Origin of the sequence: Pseudomonas sp. S5D5 (assembly GCF_003013355.1) — a bacterium.
In the GTDB taxonomy this organism is placed as follows: Bacteria; Pseudomonadota; Gammaproteobacteria; order Pseudomonadales; family Pseudomonadaceae; genus Aquipseudomonas; species Aquipseudomonas aylmerensis.
The window spans coordinates 5,144,798-5,168,962 of the sequence record NZ_PTEO01000001.1 but is presented as its reverse complement, the minus strand read 5'-3'; the positions used below and the strand labels follow the sequence as shown (position 1 = coordinate 5,168,962).

At 61.4% G+C, this 24,165-nt stretch carries 18 protein-coding genes; 10 read left to right on the top strand and 8 right to left on the bottom strand.

Annotation, left to right across the window (positions count from 1 at the left end):
* The first annotated feature begins 75 nt into the window (after positions 1–75).
* Positions 76–618 carry a hypothetical protein gene (locus C9990_RS23525; protein ID WP_106804826.1) on the top strand — a complete coding sequence of 181 codons (543 nt, stop codon included), beginning with the start codon at positions 76–78 and terminating at the stop codon, positions 616–618.
* A gap of 43 nt (positions 619–661) precedes the next feature.
* Here C9990_RS23525 and C9990_RS23520 read toward each other — a convergent pair whose 3' ends face one another.
* The 3 genes from C9990_RS23520 to C9990_RS23510 all read right to left on the bottom strand — a co-directional run bounded on the left by C9990_RS23520 (position 662) and on the right by C9990_RS23510 (position 3,861).
* The gene (locus C9990_RS23520) at positions 662–1,840 is read right to left on the bottom strand and encodes a VWA domain-containing protein (protein ID WP_106804825.1); all 1,179 of its coding nucleotides are present in this window, start codon (positions 1,838–1,840) and stop codon (positions 662–664) included.
* A complete protein-coding gene (locus tag C9990_RS23515) occupies positions 1,840–2,685 on the bottom strand; it encodes a MoxR family ATPase (protein ID WP_003210690.1) in 846 nt (281 codons plus the stop codon). Before C9990_RS23515 ends, C9990_RS23520 begins: the two co-directional genes overlap by 1 nt.
* Before the next feature lie 99 nt (positions 2,686–2,784).
* The gene (locus C9990_RS23510) at positions 2,785–3,861 is read right to left on the bottom strand and encodes a DUF748 domain-containing protein (protein ID WP_065902041.1); all 1,077 of its coding nucleotides are present in this window, start codon (positions 3,859–3,861) and stop codon (positions 2,785–2,787) included.
* A 124-nt stretch (positions 3,862–3,985) separates the two neighbouring features.
* On the opposite strand from C9990_RS23510, the gene cysK reads away from it, so the two are divergent.
* A complete protein-coding gene (cysK, locus tag C9990_RS23505) occupies positions 3,986–4,960 on the top strand; it encodes a cysteine synthase A (protein ID WP_106804824.1) in 975 nt (324 codons plus the stop codon).
* Between the two features lie 445 nt (positions 4,961–5,405).
* A complete protein-coding gene (locus C9990_RS23500) occupies positions 5,406–6,344 on the top strand; it encodes an aspartyl/asparaginyl beta-hydroxylase domain-containing protein (RefSeq protein WP_106804823.1) in 939 nt (312 codons plus the stop codon).
* Between the two features lie 127 nt (positions 6,345–6,471).
* On the opposite strand, the gene acnA is transcribed toward C9990_RS23500, so the two are convergent.
* Positions 6,472–9,213 (bottom strand): aconitate hydratase AcnA, encoded by a 2,742-nt coding sequence (gene acnA / locus C9990_RS23495; protein ID WP_106804822.1) that lies wholly within the window; start codon positions 9,211–9,213, stop codon positions 6,472–6,474.
* A gap of 190 nt (positions 9,214–9,403) precedes the next feature.
* Here acnA and rlmM point away from each other — a divergent pair, with 190 nt between their 5' ends.
* On the top strand, positions 9,404–10,480 hold the full coding sequence (gene rlmM, locus C9990_RS23490) for a 23S rRNA (cytidine(2498)-2'-O)-methyltransferase RlmM (protein WP_065902033.1): 1,077 nt from the start codon (positions 9,404–9,406) through the stop codon (positions 10,478–10,480).
* Positions 10,481–10,605: 125 nt separating this feature from the next.
* The gene (gene tusA, locus C9990_RS23485; protein WP_065902032.1) at positions 10,606–10,857 is read left to right on the top strand and encodes a sulfurtransferase TusA; all 252 of its coding nucleotides are present in this window, start codon (positions 10,606–10,608) and stop codon (positions 10,855–10,857) included.
* Here the strand turns inward: tusA and C9990_RS23480 are convergent.
* Entirely contained in the window at positions 10,854–12,248 is a 1,395-nt protein-coding gene (locus C9990_RS23480) for an MATE family efflux transporter (RefSeq protein ID WP_106804821.1), read from the bottom strand. The two genes, tusA and C9990_RS23480, sit on opposite strands and share 4 nt — an antisense overlap.
* 138 nt (positions 12,249–12,386) lie before the next feature.
* Between C9990_RS23480 and pdxB the strand changes: the two genes are divergently transcribed.
* Positions 12,387–13,529: a 4-phosphoerythronate dehydrogenase PdxB gene (pdxB, locus tag C9990_RS23475; RefSeq protein ID WP_106804820.1), complete on the top strand. Its 1,143-nt coding sequence runs from the start codon at positions 12,387–12,389 to the stop codon at positions 13,527–13,529.
* A gap of 83 nt (positions 13,530–13,612) precedes the next feature.
* Here the strand turns inward: pdxB and C9990_RS32510 are convergent, their stop codons facing one another.
* The gene (locus C9990_RS32510; protein ID WP_162946068.1) at positions 13,613–13,786 is read right to left on the bottom strand and encodes a PA1571 family protein; all 174 of its coding nucleotides are present in this window, start codon (positions 13,784–13,786) and stop codon (positions 13,613–13,615) included.
* Positions 13,787–14,032: 246 nt separating this feature from the next.
* Here C9990_RS32510 and C9990_RS23470 point away from each other — a divergent pair, with 246 nt between their 5' ends.
* Positions 14,033–15,820: an ABC transporter transmembrane domain-containing protein gene (locus tag C9990_RS23470; protein WP_177410351.1), complete on the top strand. Its 1,788-nt coding sequence runs from the start codon at positions 14,033–14,035 to the stop codon at positions 15,818–15,820.
* Positions 15,821–16,250: 430 nt separating this feature from the next.
* Here C9990_RS23470 and C9990_RS23465 read toward each other — a convergent pair whose 3' ends face one another.
* Positions 16,251–18,179 (bottom strand): transglycosylase SLT domain-containing protein, encoded by a 1,929-nt coding sequence (locus C9990_RS23465; RefSeq protein ID WP_106804818.1) that lies wholly within the window; start codon positions 18,177–18,179, stop codon positions 16,251–16,253.
* Positions 18,180–18,392: 213 nt separating this feature from the next.
* Here C9990_RS23465 and C9990_RS23460 point away from each other — a divergent pair, with 213 nt between their 5' ends.
* On the top strand, positions 18,393–20,315 hold the full coding sequence (locus C9990_RS23460) for an ATP-binding cassette domain-containing protein (protein WP_106804817.1): 1,923 nt from the start codon (positions 18,393–18,395) through the stop codon (positions 20,313–20,315).
* A 181-nt stretch (positions 20,316–20,496) separates the two neighbouring features.
* Here the strand turns inward: C9990_RS23460 and C9990_RS23455 are convergent, their stop codons facing one another.
* Positions 20,497–20,937 carry a universal stress protein gene (locus tag C9990_RS23455; RefSeq protein ID WP_065902018.1) on the bottom strand — a complete coding sequence of 147 codons (441 nt, stop codon included), beginning with the start codon at positions 20,935–20,937 and terminating at the stop codon, positions 20,497–20,499.
* 105 nt (positions 20,938–21,042) lie between these two features.
* Here C9990_RS23455 and C9990_RS23450 point away from each other — a divergent pair, with 105 nt between their 5' ends.
* Together C9990_RS23450 and fadB are read left to right on the top strand one after the other, a co-directional pair.
* The gene (locus C9990_RS23450; protein ID WP_065902016.1) at positions 21,043–21,480 is read left to right on the top strand and encodes a hypothetical protein; all 438 of its coding nucleotides are present in this window, start codon (positions 21,043–21,045) and stop codon (positions 21,478–21,480) included.
* Positions 21,481–22,010: 530 nt separating this feature from the next.
* Complete coding sequence (gene fadB, locus C9990_RS23445) at positions 22,011–24,158, top strand: fatty acid oxidation complex subunit alpha FadB (protein ID WP_065902014.1); 2,148 nt, start codon at positions 22,011–22,013, stop codon at positions 24,156–24,158.
* Positions 24,159–24,165: the final 7 nt, after the last annotated feature.

Below are 24,165 nucleotides of genomic sequence, written 5' to 3'. Positions count from 1 at the left end.
CAGCGTTTGTCGTCTTCGCTGCTTGAGTGCAGTCATGCAAATCTTGATAGGTCCATCCCCTAGTCAGGTTTTGCCATGCGCTATTTGAAGATATTTGCCCAAGATGTGTTCGATAACGATATTCCCGACGTGGTCTATCTGGAGTTCTATGACGACTCCCAAGCCCCCGCGCTTGTCCACCGGGCGACGGCGTTCGATATCACCGAAAACGGCAAGTTCGACTGGGTCATTGCGGACGATCTCAATCAGGACGGTATTGTCGACGCCGTGGACCGGGAGATGGCCCTTGAGTTTGCCCAGCTGTTCCTGGCGTTCGAATGGTTCAGCCTCGACGAACCCTTCGACAAGTACCTGAAGGTATTTGCCGGGGACTTTGATAACAACGGGATTCCCGACACGGTGCGCTTGCACTTTCATCAAGGGGAAGGGGCGCCCCGAGATGAAACCATTGTCTATTCGGCGGCGGTGTACAGCGACGGTAATGGTCGGGGGAGCACTGTCTCGATCAACCAGGACGTCAACAATGATGGGAAAGTCGACCGTCAGGATTCGGAACTGGTCAAACAGTTCGCTGCGCTGTTCCTCAAGTTTGCCTGGATCGACAGCGAGCACTGCTGAGTGAAGTTGCCTGTAGCCGATACCATCGTCTACAGGCCTGCCATCACTTGGACAGGAAGCGCATCCCTTCTTCCAGCCCGCGCAGCGTCAGCGGGTACATCTGGTCTTCGACCAACTCGCGCACAATCCCCGTCGACGCGGTATAGCCCCAGGTGTCTTTCGGGTACGGGTTTATCCAGATCAGCTTCTTGTACTTGGCCATGAAGCGCTGCATCCACACATACCCTGGCTCTTCATTCCAATGCTCGACGCTGCCGCCGGCCTGGGTGATCTCATACGGCGCCATCGACGCGTCGCCGATAAAGATCACTTTGTAGTCGGCGCCGTACTTGTGCAGCAGGTCCTGGGTGGAAGTGCGCTCCGAGGTGCGGCGCTGGTTGTTCTTCCAGACCGACTCGTACACGAAGTTGTGGAAGTAGAAGTACTCCAGGTGCTTGAACTCGGTCTTGCATGCCGAGAACAGTTCCTCGCAGATCTTCACATGGGCGTCCATCGAGCCGCCGATGTCGAACAGCAACAACAGCTTGATGGTGTTGCGCCGCTCCGGGCGCATCTGGATGTTCAGCAGCCCGGCGTCGCGGGCGGTGTGGTCGATGGTGCCGTCGATATCCAGCTCTTCGGCCGCACCCTGGCGCGCGAATTTGCGCAGGCGGCGCAGGGCGATCTTGATGTTGCGCGTGCCCAGTTCCACCTGGTCGTCGAGGTTCTTGTACTCGCGCTGGTCCCAGACCTTGACGGCCTTGCCCTGGCGTTTGCCGGCGTCGCCGACGCGAATGCCTTCCGGGTTGTAGCCGCCGGAGCCGAACGGGCTGGTACCGCCGGTGCCGATCCACTTATTGCCGCCGGCGTGGCGTTCCTTCTGTTCTTCCAGGCGTTGCTTGAACGCCTCGATCAGCTTGTCGAGGCCGCCGAGGGACTGGATCTGTGCGCGTTCCTCGTCGCTCAGCGAGCGTTCGAATTCCTTGCGCAGCCAGTCTTCGGGGATCAGCGCCTGCAGGTGGTCGTCGAGCTTTTCGAGGCCGTTGAAGTAGGCGCCGAAGGCTCGGTCGAACTTGTCGAAATGCCGTTCGTCCTTGACCAGGATCGCCCGGGCCAAGTAGTAGAACTCGTCCATGTCGGCGAAGGTCACGCGCTGTTTCAGCGCGTTGATCAGGTCGAGCAGCTCGCGCACCGAGACCGGCACCTTGGCTGCGCGCATTTCATTGAACAGGTTGAGCAACATTATCGATTACCGCGACGGCTCATGAATGCCAGACGTTCAAGCAGTTGCACGTCTTGCTCGTTCTTCACCAAGGCACCGGCCAGCGGCGGGATCGCCTTGGTGGGGTCGCGCTCGCGCAGCACCGCTTCGCCGATATTGTCGGCCATCAGCAGCTTGAGCCAGTCCACCAGTTCGGAGGTGGAAGGTTTCTTCTTCAGGCCCGGCACCTTGCGCACATCGAAGAACACGTCCAGCGCTTCGCTGACGAGGTCCTTCTTGATGTCGGGGTAGTGCACATCGACGATCTTTTGCAGGGTGGTACGGTCGGGGAAGGCGATGTAGTGGAAGAAGCATCGGCGCAGGAAGGCGTCCGGCAGTTCTTTTTCATTGTTGGAGGTAATGATGATGATCGGGCGTTTCTTCGCCTTGATGGTCTCGTCGATTTCGTAGACGTAGAACTCCATCTTGTCGAGTTCCTGCAACAGGTCGTTGGGGAACTCGATGTCGGCCTTGTCGATTTCATCGATCAGCAGGATCACGCGCTCTTCGGACTCGAACGCCTCCCACAGCTTGCCTTTCTTCAGGTAGTTGCGCACGTCGTGCACCTTGTCCACGCCCAGTTGCGAGTCGCGCAGGCGGCTGACCGCGTCGTACTCATACAGGCCCTGGTGGGCTTTGGTGGTGGACTTGATGTGCCAGGTGATCAGCTTGGCACCGAAGGATTCGGCCAGTTGCTCGGCGAGCATGGTCTTGCCGGTGCCGGGCTCACCCTTGACCAGCAGCGGACGCTCCAGGGTAATGGCAGCGTTGACGGCCAGTTTCAGGTCATCGGTGGCAACGTAGGCCTGGGTGCCTTCGAACTTCATCGGTCATTCCTCGAATTCATCAATGCCCGGACTATACCGCGCGGCCCCGGCGACTGTGAACGCAGACGGGTTATTCAGTCTCTGAATGGCCGGTCAGGCTCAATCCGCCGATGGCTTGGGTTGTTCATAGCGCGCGTTGAATGCCTGGATAAAGCCATTGCGCAAAATCGCCAAAAACGCGGAGAACGCGCTGACATTCTGCTGATGCACGCTGCCACTCAGCTCCACGCGGGTGGCGAACTGGTTCTTGGCCTGGTTCTTCAGCACCGTCTCGCTGGCGCCGACTACGGCCTCCCAGATCGAGCGAAAGATGTTCTTGTCCTTGTTTTCGACGTCCTGTTGCCAATCGAAGACTTCCACATTGCGCATCAGCGGCTTGATGTAGCCGGTCAGCTGGCCTTTTTCCGCCTGGGCCTCGATCACCACATCACCGGTACCGGCCTTGAAGTCGAATTTGCCGTACGCCGACGCGAAATCATTCATGCGGCGCAGCTGCAGATCCCTGGCGCGAAAGCGGAATTCGAAGTCTTCGAAGTTACTCAGCGGGTCAAACGTGGCGGTCGCTTCCAGGGGCGCCTGGCCCTGCAGCAGGGCCTTGCCGTCGAAGCGGGCGTCGCGCTTGCCTTTGACGTCGACCACGTTGGTGAGGTTATAGAAGCTGGCGTTGACCGACGTGGCGTTGATGTTCACCGGCGGTTTGGAGCTGAAGTTGTGGAAGGCGATCTTGCCGTCCTGGATGCGCACTTCGTTGAGGGTGATCGGCAGCAGTTTGCTCAACTGCGCGCGCCAGTCGGTGCCTTTACCGGTCTGGGACGCCTGCTTGTTGGCCCCGCCATCGACGAAATTGACCTCGGGGTTGACGAACTGCACCTCAGCCACCACCGCATGGTCGTACCACAGCGAATGCCAGCTCACTGCCAGGTCGATCAACGGCGCCTTGACGAACGGTACCGGCACCTTGCCGTCGACCTTGACGATCTGCAGGCCGTTGATCCTGTACGCGCCGCGCCACAGGGCCACGTCCACGTCGGTGACCTGGCCACGGTAGTCGCCCATGTCGGCGAGTTTGTCATTCAAGTAGTTGCGCACCAGGTAGGGCAGGGCCAGGTCGATGGCAACCAGCACCACCACCAGGGCGGCGAAGGTCCAGAGTGGCCAACTGTAGCGACGTCTCATGGTCAGGTTCTCCAACGGTATAGGCGATGGACCGTCCGGGTGGGCGCAACGTTCCTCTGACTGGACGCCTTGGTGGACGAGGCATACCCTTGTGACCTTCTTGAAATTGCCTTAAGGACCCGTCATGAGCCGCATCTTTGCAGACAACGCGCACTCCATCGGTAACACGCCCCTGGTCCAGATCAACCGCATCGCCCCGCGTGGCGTGACCATCCTGGCCAAGATCGAAGGGCGTAACCCGGGTTACTCGGTGAAGTGCCGCATTGGCGCAAACATGATCTGGGACGCCGAAAGCACCGGCAAACTCAAGCCGGGCATGACCATCGTCGAACCTACCTCCGGCAACACCGGTATCGGCCTGGCGTTCGTGGCCGCTGCCCGTGGCTACAAGCTGCTGCTGACCATGCCGGCGTCGATGAGTATCGAGCGCCGCAAGGTGCTCAAGGCCCTCGGCGCCGAGCTGGTGCTGACCGAGCCGGCCAAGGGCATGACAGGGGCCATCGCCAAAGCCGCTGAAATCGTCGCCAGCGACCCGGCCCAGTACTTCATGCCAGGCCAGTTCGAAAACCCGGCCAACCCGGCGATCCACGAGAAAACCACTGGCCCGGAAATCTGGAATGACACCGATGGCGCCGTCGACGTGCTGGTCGCAGGCGTGGGCACCGGCGGCACGATCACCGGGGTGTCGCGCTATATCAAGAACACCGCGGGCAAGCCGATTCTGTCGGTGGCCGTGGAGCCGCTTGTGTCGCCGGTGATCACCCAGGCCCTGGCCGGTGAAGAGATCAAGCCGAGTTCGCACAAGATCCAGGGTATTGGTGCCGGCTTTGTGCCGAAGAACCTGGATTTGTCGATGGTCGACCGCGTGGAGCTGGTGACCGACGAAGAATCCAAGGCCATGGCCCTGCGCCTGATGCAGGAAGAAGGCATCCTCTGCGGAATCTCCTGCGGGGCGGCGATGGCCGTGGCCGTGCGTCTGGCGGAGAAGCCGGAAATGCAGGGCAAGACTATCGTTGTCATTTTGCCGGACTCCGGTGAGCGCTACCTGTCGAGCATGCTGTTCAGCGATTTGTTTACCGAGCAGGAAAACCAGGCTTGATGATTGTTTTGTGGTGAGCAGGCTTGGTGTTTTGTGGTGAGCAGGCTTGGTGTTTTGTGGTGAGCAGGTTTGATGGGGTGGGTAGGTTTATTGTTGATTTGTCGTGAGCGCGCTTTTCGTTTCCTGTGGTGAGCGGGCTTGCCCCGCGTTGGGCTGCGAAGCGGCCCCAGTCAATCCAGCGGGTTTTTCCAGGGAGAAACGCGGTGAATGGTTTCAGGGCCGCTTCGCGCCCCAACGCGGGGCAAGCCCGCTCGCCACAATAAGCCCGCACTAGCCACAATAAGCCCAGTCACCATATGAGATCCGCTGCCCCACCCGCGTTGCTTGCAATGTTTGATTTGTGTCAGCCGGTCAGCTCGGGCCTTCTGCATAATGGCCCAACTGTTTATCATGGCCGGCTGCTACGTCTGCTGTTGGCCAGGCGCTTATTTTCAGGAGTTGCTGCATGACCTTTTCTTTGGCCGCCAAACTGTCGGTGCTGGCGTTGTTTATCGGCAGCACGCTGTATGTGCACCTGCGCGGCAAGGCCCGTTTGCCGATGTTGCGCCAGTTCGTCAACCATTCGGCGCTGTTCGCCCCGTATAACGCCCTGATGTACCTGTTCTCCGCCGTGCCGTCCAAGCCCTACCTGGACCGCAGCAAATTCCCGGAACTGGATGTGCTCAAGGACAACTGGGAAGTGATCCGCGAAGAGGCCATGCACCTGTTCGACGAGGGGTACATCCGCGCCGCCGAAAAGAACAACGACGCCGGGTTCGGTTCGTTCTTCAAGAAGGGCTGGAAGCGTTTCTACCTCAAGTGGTACGACAAACCCCTGCCATCGGCCGAGGCGCTGTGCCCGAAAACCGTGGCGCTGGTGAGCAGCATCCCCAACGTCAAGGGCGCGATGTTCGCGCTGTTGCCAGGCGGCAGCCACCTCAACCCGCACCGCGACCCGTTTGCCGGTTCGCTGCGCTATCACCTGGGCCTGTCCACGCCGAACTCCGACGACTGCCGCATCTTCGTCGATGGGCAGGTGTACGCCTGGCGCGACGGTGAAGACGTGATGTTCGACGAAACGTATGTGCACTGGGTGAAGAACGAGACGGATAAGACCCGTGTCATCCTGTTCTGCGACATCGAGCGCCCCCTGAGCAACCGCCTGATGACCCGCGTCAACCGCTGGGTCAGCAAGCAACTGGGCCGCGCCACTGCGCCGCAGAACCTCGACGACGAGCGCGTCGGCGGCATCAACCAGGCTTACGCCTGGAGCAAGACCTTCAGCGACAAGTTCAGCGGTGTGGTCAAGCAGTGGAAGCGCAAGCATCCCAAGGCCTACCGCATTGCACGGCCGGTGCTGGCGGTAGTGGTGCTGGTGCTGTTGTGGAAGTGGTTGTTCGGCTGATCTGAAATGCGGTCGAAACTGTGGGAGCGGGCTTGCCCGCGAATGCGGAGTGTCAGTCGATACATTCTTGACTGATCCACCGCATTCGCGAGCAAGCCCGCTCCCACAGTTGGTTTTGCAGGGTTGCTTAAGAGGCGATCAATTGGCGCAGCACGTAGTGCAGGATGCCCCCCGCCTTGAAGTACTCCACCTCATTCAGCGTATCGATCCGGCACAGCACCTCGATCTTCTCGCTGCTGCCATCTTCCCGGGTAATCACCAGGGTCAGGTTCATGCGCGGCTCAATCTCGGCGTCCGTCAGGCCGAGGATGTCGATCTTCTCCTTGCCGGTCAGCTTGAGTGACTTACGGTTCTGATCCAGCTTGAACTGCAGCGGCAGCACGCCCATGCCCACCAGGTTGGAGCGGTGGATGCGCTCGAAGCTCTCGGCGATCACCGCCTTGACGCCCAACAGGTTGGTGCCCTTGGCCGCCCAGTCGCGGCTGGAGCCGGTGCCGTATTCCTGGCCGGCGATCACTACCAGCGGGGTGCCCGCTGCCTGGTATTTCATCGAGGCATCGTAGATCGGCATTTTCTCGCCGGTAGGGATGTACAGCGTATTGCCGCCTTCCTCGCCGCCGAGCATTTCATTGCGGATCCGGATGTTGGCGAACGTGCCGCGCATCATCACTTCATGGTTGCCCCGGCGTGAGCCGTAGGAGTTGAAGTCACGCGGTTCCACGCCCTGCTCGCGCAGGTAGCGGCCGGCAGGGCTGTCGGTCTTGATGTTGCCGGCGGGGGAGATGTGGTCGGTGGTCACCGAATCACCGAGCAGGGCCAGCACGTTGGCGCCCTTGACGTCCTTGATCACCGGCAGCGGGCCGGCAATGTCGTCGAAGAACGGTGGGTGCTGGATGTAGGTGGAATCCTTCTGCCACACATACGTTGCCGCCTGCGGCACCTCGATCGCTTGCCACTGCTCGTCGCCGGCGAACACTTCGGCGTATTCCTTGTGGAACATACTCGTGCTGACCTGCGCTACCGCGTCGGCGATTTCCTGGCTGCTGGGCCAGATGTCCTTGAGGTACACCGGCTTGCCGTCCTGATCGTTACCCAGTGGTTCGCTGCTGATATCGATGCGCACGGTGCCGGCCAACGCATACGCGACCACCAGCGGTGGCGAGGCCAACCAGTTGGTTTTCACCAGCGGATGCACGCGGCCCTCGAAGTTGCGGTTGCCCGACAGCACCGAGGCGACGGCGAGGTCGGCTTTCTGGATGGCTTTTTCGATCGGCTCGGGCAAGGGACCGGAGTTGCCGATACAGGTGGTGCAGCCGTAGCCGACCAGGTCGAAGCCCAGCTTGTCGAGGTAGTGGGTCAGGCCGGCTGCCTTGTAGTAGTCGGTGACCACCTTGGAGCCGGGCGCCAGCGAGGTTTTCACCCAGGGTTTGCGTGTCAGGCCTTTTTCCACGGCCTTTTTCGCCACCAGGCCGGCGGCCATCATCACGCTGGGGTTGGAGGTGTTGGTGCAGGAGGTAATCGCGGCGATCACCACCGCGCCGTTTTTCAGGCGGTAGGTCTGGCCGTCGTATTCGTAGTCGGTTTCGCCGACGAGGTCGGCATTGCCCACGGCGACACCGCCGCCGCCTTCACTTTCCAGGCGGCCTTCTTCCTTGTTGGTCGGTTTGAATTGCAGGTCGAGAAAGTCGCTGAAGGCCTGGCCGACATTCGGCAGGGAAACACGGTCCTGCGGGCGTTTCGGCCCGGCCAGGCTGGCTTCGACGCTGCCCATGTCCAGCGCCAGGCTGTCGGTGAACACCGGTTCCTGGCCAGCGTTGCGCCACAGGCCCTGGGCCTTGGTGTAGGCCTCGACCAGCTTGACGGTTTCTGCCGGACGCCCGGACAGGCGCAGGTAATCCAGCGTCACCTCATCCACGGGGAAAAAGCCGCAGGTGGCGCCGTATTCCGGGGCCATGTTGGCGATGGTCGCGCGGTCAGCCAGCGGCAGGTCGGCCAGGCCGTCGCCGTAGAACTCGACGAACTTACCCACCACGCCTTTCTTGCGCAGCATCTGGGTGACGGTCAGTACCAGGTCGGTGGCAGTAATACCTTCTTTCAATTTACCGGTGAGCTTGAACCCGATCACTTCCGGGATCAGCATCGACACGGGCTGGCCGAGCATCGCCGCTTCCGCCTCGATACCGCCCACGCCCCAGCCGAGCACGCCCAGGCCGTTGATCATGGTGGTGTGCGAGTCGGTGCCCACCAGGGTGTCGGGGAACGCATAGGTGCGGCCGTCCTCATCTTTGGTCCACACGGTGCGGCCGAGGTATTCGAGGTTGACCTGGTGACAGATACCGGTGCCAGGCGGCACCACGCTGAAGTTGTCGAAGGCGCTCTGGCCCCAGCGCAGGAAGGCGTAGCGTTCGCCGTTGCGCTGCATCTCGATGTCGACGTTCTGCTCGAACGCACTGGTGGTACCGAACTTGTCGACCATCACCGAGTGGTCGATGACCAGGTCCACGGGCGACAGCGGGTTGATGCGCTGCGGGTCGCCACCGGCCTTGGCCACGGCGGCGCGCATGGCTGCCAGGTCGACTACGGCGGGGACCCCGGTAAAGTCTTGCATCAATACTCGGGCGGGGCGGTACTGGATCTCGCGGTCGGACTTGCGCTCTTTGAGCCAGGCGGCGATGGCCTTCAGGTCGGCGCCGGTGACGGTCTTGTCGTCTTCCCAGCGCAGCAGGTTCTCCAGCAGCACTTTGAGGGACATCGGCAGCTTATCCAGGTCACCCAAGCTCTTGGCGGCTTCGGGCAGGCTGAAATAGTGGTAGGTTTTTGCGTCGATCTGCAGGGTCTTAAGGGTTCTCAGGCTATCAAGGGATGACATTACATGACTCCTTATGGTCCGCACGGCTACGGACCTGACGGGACGAACAGAGCTTTCAAACTAGCCCTGTTTTCAGTAGCTGGCTAATTACTGGACTCTATGGACAGAACCAAGGTTCCGAACTCGGCTATCATGCGCGCGTTTTCATGACAGGCCTTGCGCTACAGCAAGCGTGTTACCAGGAGAGTTGATGAACACCCTTTTTATGCACTGCCGCCCGGGTTTTGAAGGCGAAGTCTGTTCCGAGATCGCGGAACACGCCGCGCGCCTGAACGTTTCCGGCTACGCCAAGGCCAAGACCGGCAGCGCCTGCGCCGAATTTGTCTGCACCGAAGAAGACGGCGCCCAGCGCCTGATGCACGGCCAGCGCTTTGCCGAGCTGATCTTCCCGCGGCAGTGGGCGCGCGGGGTGTTCATCGACCTGCCGGAAACCGACCGCATCAGCGTGATCCTCACCCACCTGCGCGAGTTTCCGGTGTGCGGCAGCCTGTGGCTGGAGATGGTCGACACCAATGACGGCAAGGAACTCTCCAACTTCTGTAAGAAATTCGAAGTGCACCTGCGCAAAGCCCTGCTCAACGCCGGCAAGCTGGTGGACGACCCGAGCAAGCCGCGCCTGCTGCTGACCTTCAAGAGTGGCCGCGAAGTGTTCATGGGCCTGGCCGAGTCGAACAACTCGGCAATGTGGCCGATGGGCATCCCGCGCCTCAAGTTTCCGCGTGAGGCGCCCAGCCGCTCGACCCTGAAGCTGGAAGAGGCTTGGCACCACTTCATCCCTCGCGACCAGTGGGATGAACGCCTGCACGGCGACATGACCGGCGTCGACCTCGGCGCAGCGCCCGGCGGCTGGACCTGGCAACTGGTCAATCGTGGCATGCTGGTGACCGCCATCGACAACGGCCCGATGGCCGAAAGCCTGATGGACACCGGCCTGGTGCAGCACTTGATGGCTGACGGCTTCACCTTCGTGCCCAAGCAGCCGGTGGACTGGATGGTCTGCGACATCGTCGAAAAGCCGGCGCGTAACGCAGCCCTGCTGGAAACCTGGATCGGTGAAGGGCATTGTCGCGAGGCGGTGGTCAACCTGAAGTTGCCGATGAAGCAGCGCTACGCCGAAGTGAAGCGTTTGCTGGAACGCATCGAAGACGGCTTCAAGGCGCGTGGCATCCGCGTGGAGATTGGCTGCAAGCAGCTGTACCACGACCGCGAGGAAGTGACGTGCCACCTGCGTCGGTTGGTCGATGTAAAGAAATCTAAAGGCCGCTGAGATCAAAGGCAGGCGCTGGCTTGCCGGCGAAAGCGGTATAACGGTCGAAATTTATGTTGAATGTGCCCCGTCATCGCGGGCAAGCCCGCTCCCAGAGTGGAGCAGGCCGGATTTAGGAGTAAATGATGAATCAGTCTGTTGATTTGCCTGTCGACGCGACCTTGGACGCCACCGGCCTCAACTGTCCGGAGCCGGTGATGATGCTGCACCAGCACATCCGCGACCTGCCGGCCGGCGGCTTGCTCAAGGTCATCGCGACCGACCCGTCGACGCGTCGCGATATCCCCAAGTTCTGCGTGTTCCTCGATCACGAACTGGTGGATCAGCAGGAGCAGGCCGGCACGTACCTCTACTGGATCCGCAAGAAGGCCGATTAACCCCGCGCCTTGTCCAGGCGAATGCGCCGGCGTGCACTGCGCGCCAGGCGCACCAGCAACATCCCCGCCGCACAGCTCAGGCCGACGATCAGCCCCTGCCACAAGCCGCTCGGGCCGCTGGGCTCGCCGAGCCAGTTGGTCAGGCCCAGCGCATACCCCACCGGCAGCCCCACGCCCCAATAGGCAAACAGCGTCAGCACCATGGTCACGCGGGTGTCCTGGTAACCCCGCAGGGCACCAGCGGCGGTGACCTGAATCGAATCCGAGAACTGGAACAGCGCCGAGAACACGATCAGCGTCGAAGCCAGGTGGATCACGATCGGGTCCGGGGTGTAGATCGTTGCGATCTGCTCGCGGAACACCAGCATCAGGCTGCAGGACAGGCAGGCATACGCCAGCGCCGTGCCCATCCCGACCCCGGCGGCGAAGCGCGCTTCACGCGGCTCGCCGCGCCCCAGGGCCTGGCCGACGCGCACGGTGACGGCCATGCTCAGGGAGTAGGGGATCATGAACACCAGGGAGCTGACGTTCAGGGCGATCTGGTGCCCGGACACCACCGTGGCACCCAGGCTGCCGATCAGCAGCGCGATCACCGCAAAGATGCTCGATTCGGCGAAGATCGCGATACCGATCGGCAGGCCGATCCCCAGTACGCGCTTGATCACCGCCCACTGCGGCCAGTCAAAGCGCGTGAACAGCTCACTGCTCTGGTAGGCCGGGCCCCAGCGGGTCCAAACGGCCAGGCCGAGCATCATCACCCACATCGCAATCGCCGTGGCCCAGCCGCAGCCCACGCCGCCCATGGCGGGCACGCCGAGGTGGCCGTAGATGAAGATGTAGTTCAGTGGAATGTTCAGCGCCAGCCCGCACAGGCCCATGACCATGCTCGGTCGCGTGCGGCCCAGGCCATCGCTGAAACAGCGCAGCACGTAATACAGCGCAATGGCCGGCATGCCGGCGGCGATGCCGTGCAGGTAGCCCATGGAGGGCTTGATCAGGTCGGGCTCGACCTTCATCGCGTGCAGGATCGGTTCGGCGCAGAGCAGCAACAGGGCCGCGCTGATGCCGACCACCACCGCCAGCCACAGCGATTGGCGCACCAGCGGACCGATCTCGCTGAACTGCCCGGCACCGTAGCGCTGGGCAACTTTCGGCGTGGTCGCCAGGAGCGTACCGGTCATCAGCAGGTACACCGGGATCCAGATCGAGTTGCCCAGGCCCACTGCCGCCAGGTCCTGGGGGCTGACGCGCCCGGCCATCACCGCATCGACAAAACTCATCGCGGTGGTGGCCAGTTGGCCGATCATGATCGGCAGGGCCAGCGTCAGCAGGCCGCGCACTTCCCGGCTGATGCGGGCGGGGCGGGTAAGGGGAGCGGTGGCAGTGTTCACGTACAAATGTCCAGTCGAGCAGCGCAAGGACGGCGGATTCTACGCCTTGACGCAACGGTCAGGAAAAAACCTGTGTTAGCGATTTGTAAGCGACGGCTGTGATGCCTGTACACTGCTGATCCGCCAAAGGAGCCTGCCATGTTGATTGTTGCCGACGAAAATATCCCGCTGCTCGATGCATTCTTCGAAGGGTTTGGCGAGATTCGCCGCGTGCCCGGCCGTTCCATCGACCGCGCCACGGTCGAGCAGGCCGACGTGCTGCTGGTGCGCTCGGTGACCAACGTCAACCGTGCGCTGCTGGAAGGCAGCAACGTGCGCTTTGTCGGCACCTGCACCATCGGCACCGACCACCTGGACCTGGAGTATTTCCGGCAGGCGGGCATCCAGTGGTCCAGCGCGCCGGGCTGCAACGCGCGCGGCGTGGTCGATTACGTGCTGGGCAGCCTGCAGACGCTGGCCGAGATCGAAGGCGTCGACCTTAACCAGCGAACCTACGGTGTGGTCGGCGCCGGTGAAGTGGGCGGGCGGTTGGTCAAGGTACTCAAGGGCCTGGGCTGGAACGTGCAGGTGTGCGACCCGCCACGCCAGATTGCCGAAGACGGCGATTACGTCAGCCTGGAGCAGATTATCGAGCAGTGCGACGTGATCAGCCTGCACACGCCGCTGACCAAGTCCGGCAATGGCTCCACCTGGCATCTGTTCGACCGCCAGCGCCTCGAGCAGCTTAAACCGGGCACCTGGCTGATCAACGCCAGCCGCGGCCCGGTGGTCGACAATGCCGCCCTGCGCGAAGTCCTGCTGGCGCGCGAAGACCTGCAAGCGGTGCTGGATGTGTGGGAAGGCGAGCCGGAAGTGGACGTCGACCTGGCCGACCTGTGCGTGCTGGCCACCCCGCACATTGCCGGCTACAGCCTGGATGGCCGGCAGCGCGGCACGGCGCAGATCTACCAGGCGTTCTGTGCCTACCTGGGCCAGGAACCGGTGATTCAGTTGAACGACCTGCTGCCAGCGCCCTGGTTGGCCGAGGTGCATTTGAACGCGGCCACCAATCCGGCCTGGGCCCTGGCCACCTTGTGCCGCAGCGTGTACGACCCGCGCCGTGATGATGCGGATTTCCGCCGTAGCCTGGTGGGCACCGTGGAAGAACAGCGCAAGGCGTTCGACCTGTTGCGCAAGGGCTACCCGGCGCGGCGCGAGATTGACGCGCTGAAGGTGCGTATCAATGGGGAGTCTGCCGCGCTCTCGGCTATGGTCTCGGCCCTCGGCGCAGAATTGCTCTGACCTCGACTCGCGGGTCGCTCCTACAGGGTGGCGGGCATAAAAAAACCGGCCACCTGGGCCGGTTCTAAAAGAGCGTGGGCGCTTCAGCCTTGCTGGGCAGGCTTGACCAGTCGTTGTTCCAGCTCGCTGCAGGCTTGCTGGATCATCTCTTCGGTAATCTGCACTTCGCGGCCCGTGGCGTCGATGTACGAGCAAGGCAACTGTTGCGGTTGGCGGATCACTTCAATTTTGGCGTCGCTGCTGTTTTGCAAGGTCATGGCCTGTCTCCTCATCAGGTTGTGTACCTACTCTGAACCCCCCGCGTGACCAAGCTGTTACAACTCCTTGCACAGTCAGCGGTTCGAACACCCAGTCCACCAGAAACCACTGTGGATTTCCAGCCGGGCGTTAGACCGATAGCCTCTAGGGGCCAGCATCGGCGGGCATAATTAACCTGACTCATTGTTATTCGCGCAAGTTCCCCCCATGTAAGGACGCAGGTACCAACCCTTTCCGATCAGGTGATGCCCTCCATGTTCTCAGTCCGTCAACGCCGTGCAATTCGCCTGGCCAGCCGCTTCATCGCGCCGTACCGCTGGCAGGCCCTCGGTGCCCTGTTGGCGCTGATCGTTACCGCCGGCATCACCTTGTCGATGGGGCAGGGCATTCGCCTGCTGGTGGACCAGGGCTTCATGACCCAGTCGCCGCACCTGCTCAACCAATCCATCGGCCTGTTCATGGTGCTGGTAGTGGGCCTGGCGGTGGGCACCTTTGCGCGGTTTTACCTGGTGTCGTGGATCGGCGAGCGGGTAGTGGCTGACATTCGTCGCCAGGTGTTCAACCATTTGATCTACCTGCATCCCGGGTTCTACGAGAACAACCGCAGTTCGGAGATCCAGTCGCGCCTGACCACCGACACCACCTTGCTGCAATCGGTGATCGGCTCGTCGCTGTCGCTGTTCCTGCGCAATGCCTTGATGGTCATCGGCGGCATCGTGCTGCTGTTTGTCACCAACCCCAAGCTCACCAGCATCGTGGTGATCGCGCTGCCGCTGGTGCTGGCGCCGATCCTGATCTTTGGCCGCCGTGTGCGCAGCTTGTCGCGCCTGAGCCAGGACCGTATCGCCGATGTGGGCAGCTACGTCTCCGAGACCCTCGGCCAGATCAAGACGGTGCAAGCCTATAACCACCAGGTCCAGGATGAGCAGCGCTTTGCCGTCACGGTGGAGGAGGCGTTTACCACCGCGCGCAAACGCATCACCCAGCGCGCCTGGTTGATCACGTTGGTGATCATGCTGGTGCTCGGGGCCGTGGGCGTGATGCTCTGGGTCGGCGGCATGGACGTGATCAGCGGGCGCATTTCCGGCGGCGAACTGGCGGCGTTTGTGTTCTATAGCCTGATCGTCGGCAGCGCCGTGGGCACCCTCAGCGAAGTGCTCGGTGAACTGCAACGTGCGGCGGGTGCCGCCGAGCGGATTGGCGAGTTGTTGCAGTCAAGCAACGAAATCCAGGCGCCGGCCAGCGGCAGCGTGCAGTTGCCCGAACGCGTCAGTGGCCGGATGGAGCTGCAGGATCTGCGGTTTTCCTACCCGTCACGGCCGGACAGTTACGCGATCGATGGGCTGAGTCTGACTATCAATCCCGGTGAAACCCTGGCGTTGGTAGGGCCTTCCGGCGCGGGCAAGTCGACGATTTTCGACCTGTTGCTGCGTTTCTACGATCCCCAGCACGGCCGCATCCTGCTCGACGGCCATCCACTGACCGAACTCGACCCCCTGGACCTGCGCCGGCATTTCGCGCTGGTCTCGCAGAGCCCGGCGCTGTTTTTCGGCAGCGTCGAAGAAAACATCCGCTATGGCAACCCGACCGCCACGCGCGAGCAGGTTGAAGCTGCCGCGCGCATCGCCCACGCCCACGACTTCATCCTGCAAATGCCCGATGGCTACCAGACTCACTTGGGCGATGGCGGCATGGGCCTCTCCGGCGGCCAGCGCCAACGCCTGGCCATCGCCCGGGCGTTGCTGGTGGACGCCCCGATCCTGCTGCTCGACGAGGCCACCAGCGCCCTCGATGCGCAAAGTGAACACCTGATCCAGCAGGCCTTGCCGCAATTGATGCAAGGGCGTACCACGCTGGTGATCGCCCATCGCCTGGCGACGGTGAAACATGCGGACCGCATTGCAGTGATGGACCAAGGCAAGCTGGTGGCGGTGGGCACGCATCAGCAGTTGATTGCGAACAATCCGCTGTATGCGCGGTTGGCGGCGCTTCAGTTCAATGACGGGATTGAGGTTGCGAAAAGCGAAGGCTAGCTGGGGAGCAAGCGAGCAGGCTTGAATGTGGTGAGCAGGCTTGTATGTGGTGAGCGGGCTTGCCCCGCGTTGGGCTGCGTAGCAGCCCTAAAACCTGCTGCCTCGGTTTTCCAGTTGGAGTGAGGGCAGCAGCAGGCTTGTATGTGGTGAGCAGGCTTGTTTGTGGTGAGCGGGCTTGTCCCGCGTTGGGCTGCGTAGCAGCCCTAAAACCTGCTGGCTCGGTCTTCCAGTTGGAGTGAGGGTGGCTTGGATGGGAGCGCTTCGCGCTCCAACGCGGGGCAAGCCCGCTCGCCACAAAAAGCCCACTGAGTCCACAACAAGTACGCTGAATCCACAACAAGCCCACTCAATCCACAATAAGCCAGCTCACCACGAACAAGCCGGCTGGCCATAGTAATCCGGCTGATCGCGGAGCTATATTCAGTGTGAATCACTGATCATCGAAATACCGCTCATGCCAATCCACCAACGGCTGTGGCGAGTTGAGCTTTTGTCCGTAGATCACCGAATAAGACAGCACGTTCTGCACGTACTGGCGGGTTTCGTCGAATGGAATGCTTTCCACCCACACGTCGAAACTCAGGTGGTCGGCACCTCGCAGCCATTGGCGCACGCGGCCGGGGCCGGCGTTGTAGGCGGCAGAGGCGAGCACGCGGTTGCCGTTGAATTGGCTGTGTACCTGGCTAAGGTACGCGGCGCCGAGCTGGATGTTCTTGTCCGGGTCCAGCACCTGGGCTGGTGAGGCCAGCGGGATGCTGAACTTGCGCGCGGTGTCCTTGGCGGTGCCGGGCATCAGTTGCATCAGGCCGCTGGCGCCGACGCCGGAGCGCGCGTCATCCATGAATGCGCTTTCCTGGCGAGTAATGGCAAACACCCAGCTGGAATGCAGGCCGCGGACCTTGGCTTCGCGCACCAGGGTGTCGCGGTGGGCCATCGGGAAGCGGATGTCCAGGTCGTCCCAGTACTGCGCCTGGCTGATGGTGCGAATCGCCGGGAAGTACCACTTCATGTCATAGGCCAGCTTGGCCTGGGCGACCATTTCGTCGCGGTTGAAGTGACGGCTGACGTGGTACCACTCGCGGCGCCCGTCGACCACCTGGCCACGTGCGTAGAATTCCAGCGCACGGCGCACGCCTGGGGTGTTGCGCACTTTGTTGACCAGCGCCTGGCTCATCAGCAGTGGCTTGTTCTTCAACTGATACGGGGCCTTGGAGCGATCCGCGGCGAGGAAACCATAGAAGTCGCGTTCCTGCGCGAGGTTCTTGTACAGCACCAGGGCTTGCGGATTTTTCGGCTCGGCCAGTTCCAGGCTACGTGCCTGCCAGTAGCGCCAGCGGTTGGTGGTCGCCAGGTCCTGTGGGAGTTTGCGGGTCAGCTGGTAGGCATCTTCCCAGCGGGCCAGGCGCAACAGCAGGCGCAGACGCCATTCCGACACAGTGTTGTCGCGCAGCTCCGGGTCGTACTTGGTCATCACTTCAAGGGCGCGTGGGTCGAAACGCTTGGCCAGGGTCAGGCCGATCTCACGGGCGATTGCCACTTTTTCGTCACGGGAGAAGTGCATGCTGCTGGCATAACCGTCGAGCAAGGCCATGGCCTTGTCGGGATCCTGGCGCGCCAGGCGGCGAAGACCCAGCCCGACCGCGTCAGACATGGCCTCGTTGGCCGGCAGGAAACGCGACGGATCGCTGAGCATGTCGGGCTTTTGCGCCACGTCCACCATCAGGCGGCCCTGGGCGCCGAGGGTCGGCAGGGTTTTCACCAGGCTGTTGGCCAGCGCGTAGTTGCGGGCCTCGGCGGCCAGCTTGGCGCGGTCCCAGATCTTCTGTTCGGTGAGCTGGCCATCGGCGGCCCATTGGCCGAAGGTGGCGTCGCAGGCGGCCGGTTGGGATTTGCCGGTCATCCAGAGTTTTTCGGTGGTCTTGTACCCTTCGGCCTTCAGGTTGTGGGTGAGCTGGTACTGGCCGTGTAGGCAGTCCAGCTCGACGAAATTGAGCTTGGGGTCGTAGTACTTTTCAAAGGTCTGCCAGTCGCCACGGTCGGCGAGCCAGCGCAACCAGCGCAGCTTCATCCAGTTGGCCTGGGGCAGGTCGCCGTTCTTGGCGAGGAATTGTTCGATTTCCTCGTTGCTGGCGCTTTTCAGGCGCGCGGTCAGTTCGTCGTAGGCAAGGTAGGGCGTCAGCGGATAATCGGCCAGCGCCTGGCTGTATTGCATGTACGGGCCGGTATCGCCCTTGGCCAGCGCACGTTTGGCTTCATCGTAATATTGACGTTGGGTGGTGAGGTCCACGGCCTGGGCAGATTGAACGGCGGTGGCGGAAAGAAGCAGACAAGACAAGAAATTGAAAAGGCGACTGCGCATGAGACGTCCGTGCAGAGAAATCACGACTAGCACCGGCACCGCCGACACTGATTGCCCCTAGCTTAGCCTTTTGCCCGACGCCTACGAAAGCTTTGCCGGCCGGTTCGTTCAAGTTCGCGGCAAATGTCCTGCTGAACGTGTCAGCTGGGAAAATGCTGGCCGCATCCCCTCCTCAAGTCAGGTAGAATGCGCGCCCAGTTTTTGGAGAAGCGTATGGCCCTGCTCAAATTCAGCGATGTGTCCCTTGCTTTCGGCGCTATGCCGTTGTTGGACAAGGTGTCCTGGCAGATCGCCCGTGGTGAGCGGGTGTGCATCATCGGCCGCAATGGCACCGGCAAGTCCAGCATGATGAAGCTGGTCAAAGGCGACCAGAAGCCCGACGACGGCTCTGTCTGGCGCGCCCCGGGCCTCAAGATCGGCGAATTGCCGCAGGAATTGCCGGTGGCCGACGGACGGACAGTCTTCGACGTGGTTGCCGAAGGCCTGGACGGCGTGGGCGCGTTGCTCGCCGAGTACCATCACCTGGCGCAGAACTGCGTCACCGAGGCAGACCTGGACAAGCTGATGCATGTCCAGCAAGACCTCGAAGCCCGTGACGGCTGGCGCTTGCAGCAACTGGTCGACAGCACCCTGAGCCGCCTGCAGCTGCCGGCCGACAAGACCCTTGCCGAGTTGTCCGGCGGCTGGCGTCGCCGCGTGCTGCTGGCCCAGGCCCTGGTCTCCGAGCCGGACTTGCTGCTGCTCGACGAGCCAACCAACCACTTGGACATCGGCGCGATTGCCTGGCTGGAAGAAGCCCTCAAGGATTTCCAGGGCGCCGTGCTGTTCATCACGCACGACCGCTCCTTCCTGCAGAACCTGGCGACCCGCATTCTTGAGCTGGACCGTGGTGGCCTGATCGACTGGAACGGCGACTACGCCAGCTTCCTGGTGCACAAGGAGGCCGCCCTGGCCGCCGAAGAAACCGCCAACGCCTTGTTCGACAAGAAACTGGCCCAGGAAGAAGTCTGGATTCGCCAGGGCATCAAGGCCCGCCGCACCCGTAACGAAGGCCGCGTACGTGCCCTCAAGGCCCTGCGCGTTGAGCGCAGCGAACGTCGCGAGCGCACCGGCAAGGCCAATATCCAGCTGGATACCGCCGATAAATCCGGCAAGCAGGTGATGGTGCTGGAGAACGTCAGCTTCCATCACCCGGACGGCCCGTTCCTGATCAAGGACTTCTCGATGGTCCTGCAGCGCGGCGACCGCATCGGCCTGTTGGGCGCCAACGGTACCGGCAAGACCACCTTGCTCAAGCTGATGCTCAGCGGCCTGCAACCGACCAGCGGCACCGTGGAAGAGGGCACGCGCATCGACGTGGCGTACTTCGACCAGTTGCGTCACCAGTTGGACCTGGAAAAAACCGTGATCGACAACGTCGCCGAAGGTCGCGACTTTATCGATATCGACGGCCAGAGCCGCCACGTGCTGAGCTACCTGGGCGACTTCCTGTTCAGCCCGCAACGTGCCCGTACACCGGTGAAAGCCTTGTCCGGTGGTGAGCGCGCACGCCTGCTGCTGGCCAAGCTGTTCAGCAAGCCAGCCAACCTGCTGGTACTCGATGAACCGACCAACGACCTCGACGTGGAAACCCTCGAGTTGTTGGAAGAAGTGCTGCTGACCTTCAACGGCACTGTGCTGATGGTCAGCCACGACCGGGCATTCCTCGACAACGTGGTCACCAGCACCCTGGTCTTCGAAGGCGAAGGCAAGGTGCGTGAATACGTCGGTGGTTATCAGGACTGGCTGCGCCAGGGCGGCTCGCCGCGCCTGCTGGGCGTGACCGAGAGCAAGTCCGGCAAGGCCGACTTGACCTCCGCTGTGGTCGCGCCAGTGGCCGCTGCGGCACCCGTGCAGGAAACCGCTGCGCCGGCGTCCAAGAAGAAACTCAGCTACAAGCTGCAGCGCGAGCTGGAAGCCTTGCCGGGTGACATCGATGCCAAGGAACAGCAGATTGCCGCCGTAGAAGCGGAAATGGCTGACGCGGGCTTCTACCTGCGTCCGGCAGCAGAGACGGCGAAGGTGATTGCTTCCCTGGAGACATTGAACCAGGAGCTGGAAGCGCTGGTTGAGCGTTGGGCCGAGCTGGATGCCTGATTGATTCGCGTGCATTAAAAAACCCGGTGTTCATTGAGTGAACACCGGGTTTTTTATATGAAGCACGATCCAAATGTGGGAGCGGGCTTGCTCGCGAAAGCGGTGTGTCAGTTACCAGATGCATCAACTGACAAAAAGCTTTCGCGAGCAAGCCCGCTCCCACATTTGATCTTCGTTAGGATTACGAGGCTTTGACCAGCTTCACCGCCAGCACATCACACGGCGCGCCGTGCAGCACGTCGTTGGCGGTCGAACCGAGCAGCAACGCCAAGCCGTGGCGGCCATGGCTGCCGACCACGATCAGGTCGCAGCCCTGTTCCTTGGCGAGGTGGTGGATTTCCTGGCGCGGTTGGCCGTAAGTGAGGTGGGAGTTTTCCTTGGTCACTTCCGGGTATTTGAGGATCAAGCGGTCCAGGCGCTCCTTGGCCTGGTCAAACTGCTGTTGCTGCAGCTGGGAAAGGTCCATGGGCACGTCACCGCCAAAGGCCATGGCCATCGGCTCGACGATGTGCACCAGGGAGAGTTTGGCGTTGCTGGCGACCGCGAAGGCGCGGGCGCGCTTGATCACTGGATCGCACTCTTCGGTCAGGTCGACAGCGACCAGAATATGTTCGTAGGACATGGGGCGTTCCTCCAGGGGACTGCAATAGATTCAGTATGGCTGCTTTCAAGCGGATGGGGTTGCGTCAGGTCAAATCCGCTCATCTAGAAATTCGGGAGTACACATATGACGGTCTGGATAGTGGTGTCAATCCTTGTGGTGGTTCTGAGCCCCCTGGCATGGCTGCGGCCGTCGCGCCATCAGAGCGGGCGCATGGCCCTGCGCATGGAGGCGCGCCGCATCGGCCTGGCCATGCAATTGGCGCCCCAGGAGTGGCCGCACTGGCTCAAGCAGGAGCCGCCGAGCCCGTGTGCGCAGTACTGCCGGCCACGGCGCAGCAGTACGCCAACGATCTGGAGTTACTGGCAGTTGGAGCCGGGCGTGTGGGTCAACCAGTGGCGTGAGGTGTGCGTCGATGAAAAGTTGTTGCCGTATTTTGCGACGCTGCCGGCCAACGTCTACAAAGTCGAAGCCGACAAGCAGATGATCGCCTTGTACTGGGGCGAGAAGGGCGAGCCGAGTGTGTTGAAAGACATCGATGCGTTGCTCAAGGCGCTGGCCTGACACCTATCCTCCCGGCCCTGGGCTTCTACGGTCGTCGTATTCGGGAGAAAAAGCAGGCAATAAAAAGCCCGACATCATCATCGGGCTGGAGTTGGCCAGGCAGGCCGGTAAATCTGTGGTTCCCGCGACGGATGTTCATCCAGTCGCGTTACGGTTGTCGCTAGCCTAGCGGCATATCCCGTTCTGTACAGCCTTTTCCCACATCTTTTCTATTATTGATCTTGTGAATATTTGAATATTGACGAGTCGCCGGCTTAAGGTCGGGGTTCTGAAATGACTGGAAAGTCGCGTTTTTCCTAGCCTTTCGAGCGATTGACAATTGCCCGGAATTGGATGAAGGTGGCGTACCCAAATCAAACGGGCGTATGAATTGAGCGTTTGTCTGTCAGACCGCTCATACAGAATCCCGACTATCGCATTGGCGGGTGTGCCTGGCGGATTGGCATGAGCATTGACGCAACAGTCAGTGTCCAACCAGAGGCCAGCGTCCAGTGTGTACTGTTCAGCTTCCATATCGTGGAGATCAGTTGATGATTTACGAAGGTAAAGCCATCACGGTTAAGGCTCTTGAAAGTGGCATCGTCGAATTGAAATTCGACCTCAAGGGTGAGTCCGTCAACAAGTTCAACCGTCTAACCCTGAATGAATTGCGTCAGGCCGTAGACACCATCAAAGCAGATGCTTCGGTCAAGGGCGTGATCGTCTCCAGCGGCAAGGACGTGTTTATCGTCGGCGCTGACATCACCGAATTCGTCGACAACTTCAAGCTGCCCGATGCCGAGCTGGTGGCTGGCAACCTCGAAGCCAACAAGATTTTCAGCGATTTCGAAGACCTCAACGTGCCGACCGTGGCTGCCATCAACGGCATCGCGCTGGGCGGCGGCCTTGAAATGTGCCTCGCGGCAGACTTCCGTGTCATGTCGGCTACCGCCAAGATCGGCCTGCCTGAAGTCAAGCTGGGCATCTACCCGGGCTTTGGCGGCACCGTGCGCCTGCCGCGCCTGATCGGTGCCGACAACGCGATCGAGTGGATCGCCGCCGGTAAGGAAAACAAAGCCGAAGACGCGCTGAAAGTCGGTGCTGTCGACGCTGTAGTCGCCCCGGACAAACTGGCCGAAGCCGCGCTGAACCTGATCAAGGGCGCCATCAGTGGCGAATTTGACTACAAGGCCAAGCGTCAGCCGAAGCTGGAAAAACTCAAGCTCAACGCCATCGAGCAAATGATGTCGTTCGAAACCGCCAAGGGTTTCGTGGCTGGCCAGGCCGGCCCGAACTACCCGGCGCCGGTTGAAGCGATCAAGACCATCCAGAAGGCCGCGAACTTCGGTCGCGACAAAGCCCTGGAAGTGGAAGCGGCAGGTTTCGTCAAACTGGCGAAGACCTCGGCAGCCCAGAGCCTTATCGGCCTGTTCCTGAACGATCAGGAGCTGAAGAAAAAGGCCAAGGCGTACGATGAAATCGCCAAGGACGTGAAACAGGCTGCCGTACTCGGCGCCGGTATCATGGGTGGCGGTATCGCTTATCAGTCGGCGTCCAAAGGCACGCCGATCCTGATGAAGGACATCAACGAGCACGGTATCGAGCAAGGCCTGGCAGAAGCCGCCAAGCTGCTGGTCGGCCGCGTGGACAAAGGCCGCATGACCGCCGCGAAAATGGCTGAAGTGCTTAACGGTATTCGTCCTACGCTGTCCTACGGCGATTTCGGCCACGTCGACCTGGTGGTCGAAGCCGTTGTCGAGAACCCGAAGGTCAAGCAAGCCGTACTGGCAGAAGTGGAAGCCCAGGTCAAAGACGACACCATCCTGGCGTCCAACACCTCGACCATTTCCATCTCGCTGCTGGCCAAGGCCCTCAAGCGTCCGGAAAACTTCGTCGGCATGCACTTCTTCAACCCGGTGCACATGATGCCGCTGGTGGAAGTGATCCGTGGCGAGAAGTCCAGTGAGCTGGCAATCGCCACCACCGTGGCTTACGCGAAGAAAATGGGCAAGAACCCGATCGTCGTCAACGACTGCCCGGGCTTCCTGGTCAACCGTGTACTGTTCCCGTACTTCGGCGGTTTCGCCAAGTTGGTGAGTGCCGGTGTGGACTTCGTACGCATCGACAAGGTCATGGAAAAATTCGGCTGGCCGATGGGGCCGGCGTACCTGATGGACGTGGTCGGCATCGACACCGGCCACCACGGTCGCGACGTAATGGCCGAGGGTTTCCCGGACCGCATGAAAGACGACCGCCGCTCGGCGATCGACGCGCTCTACGAAGCCAAGCGCCTGGGCCAGAAGAACGGCAAGGGCTTCTACGCCTACGAGGCTGACAAGAAAGGCAAGCAGAAGAAAGTGGCCGACCCGTCGGTGCACGAAGTACTCGCGCCGGTCATCTACGAACAGCGTGAGGTGTCCGACGAGGACATCATCAACTGGATGATGATCGCCCTGTGCCTGGAGACCGTGCGTTGCCTGGAAGACGGCATCGTCGAGACCGCCGCCGAAGCCGATATGGGCCTGGTGTACGGTATTGGTTTCCCTCCATTCCGTGGCGGTGCGCTGCGTTACATCGACTCGATCGGTGTGGCCGAGTTCGTTGCCCTGGCTGACAAATACGCTGATTTGGGCCCGCTGTACCACCCGACCGCGAAGCTGCGTGAAATGGCCAAGAACGGCCAGAGCTTCTTCGGTTAAGCGTCCC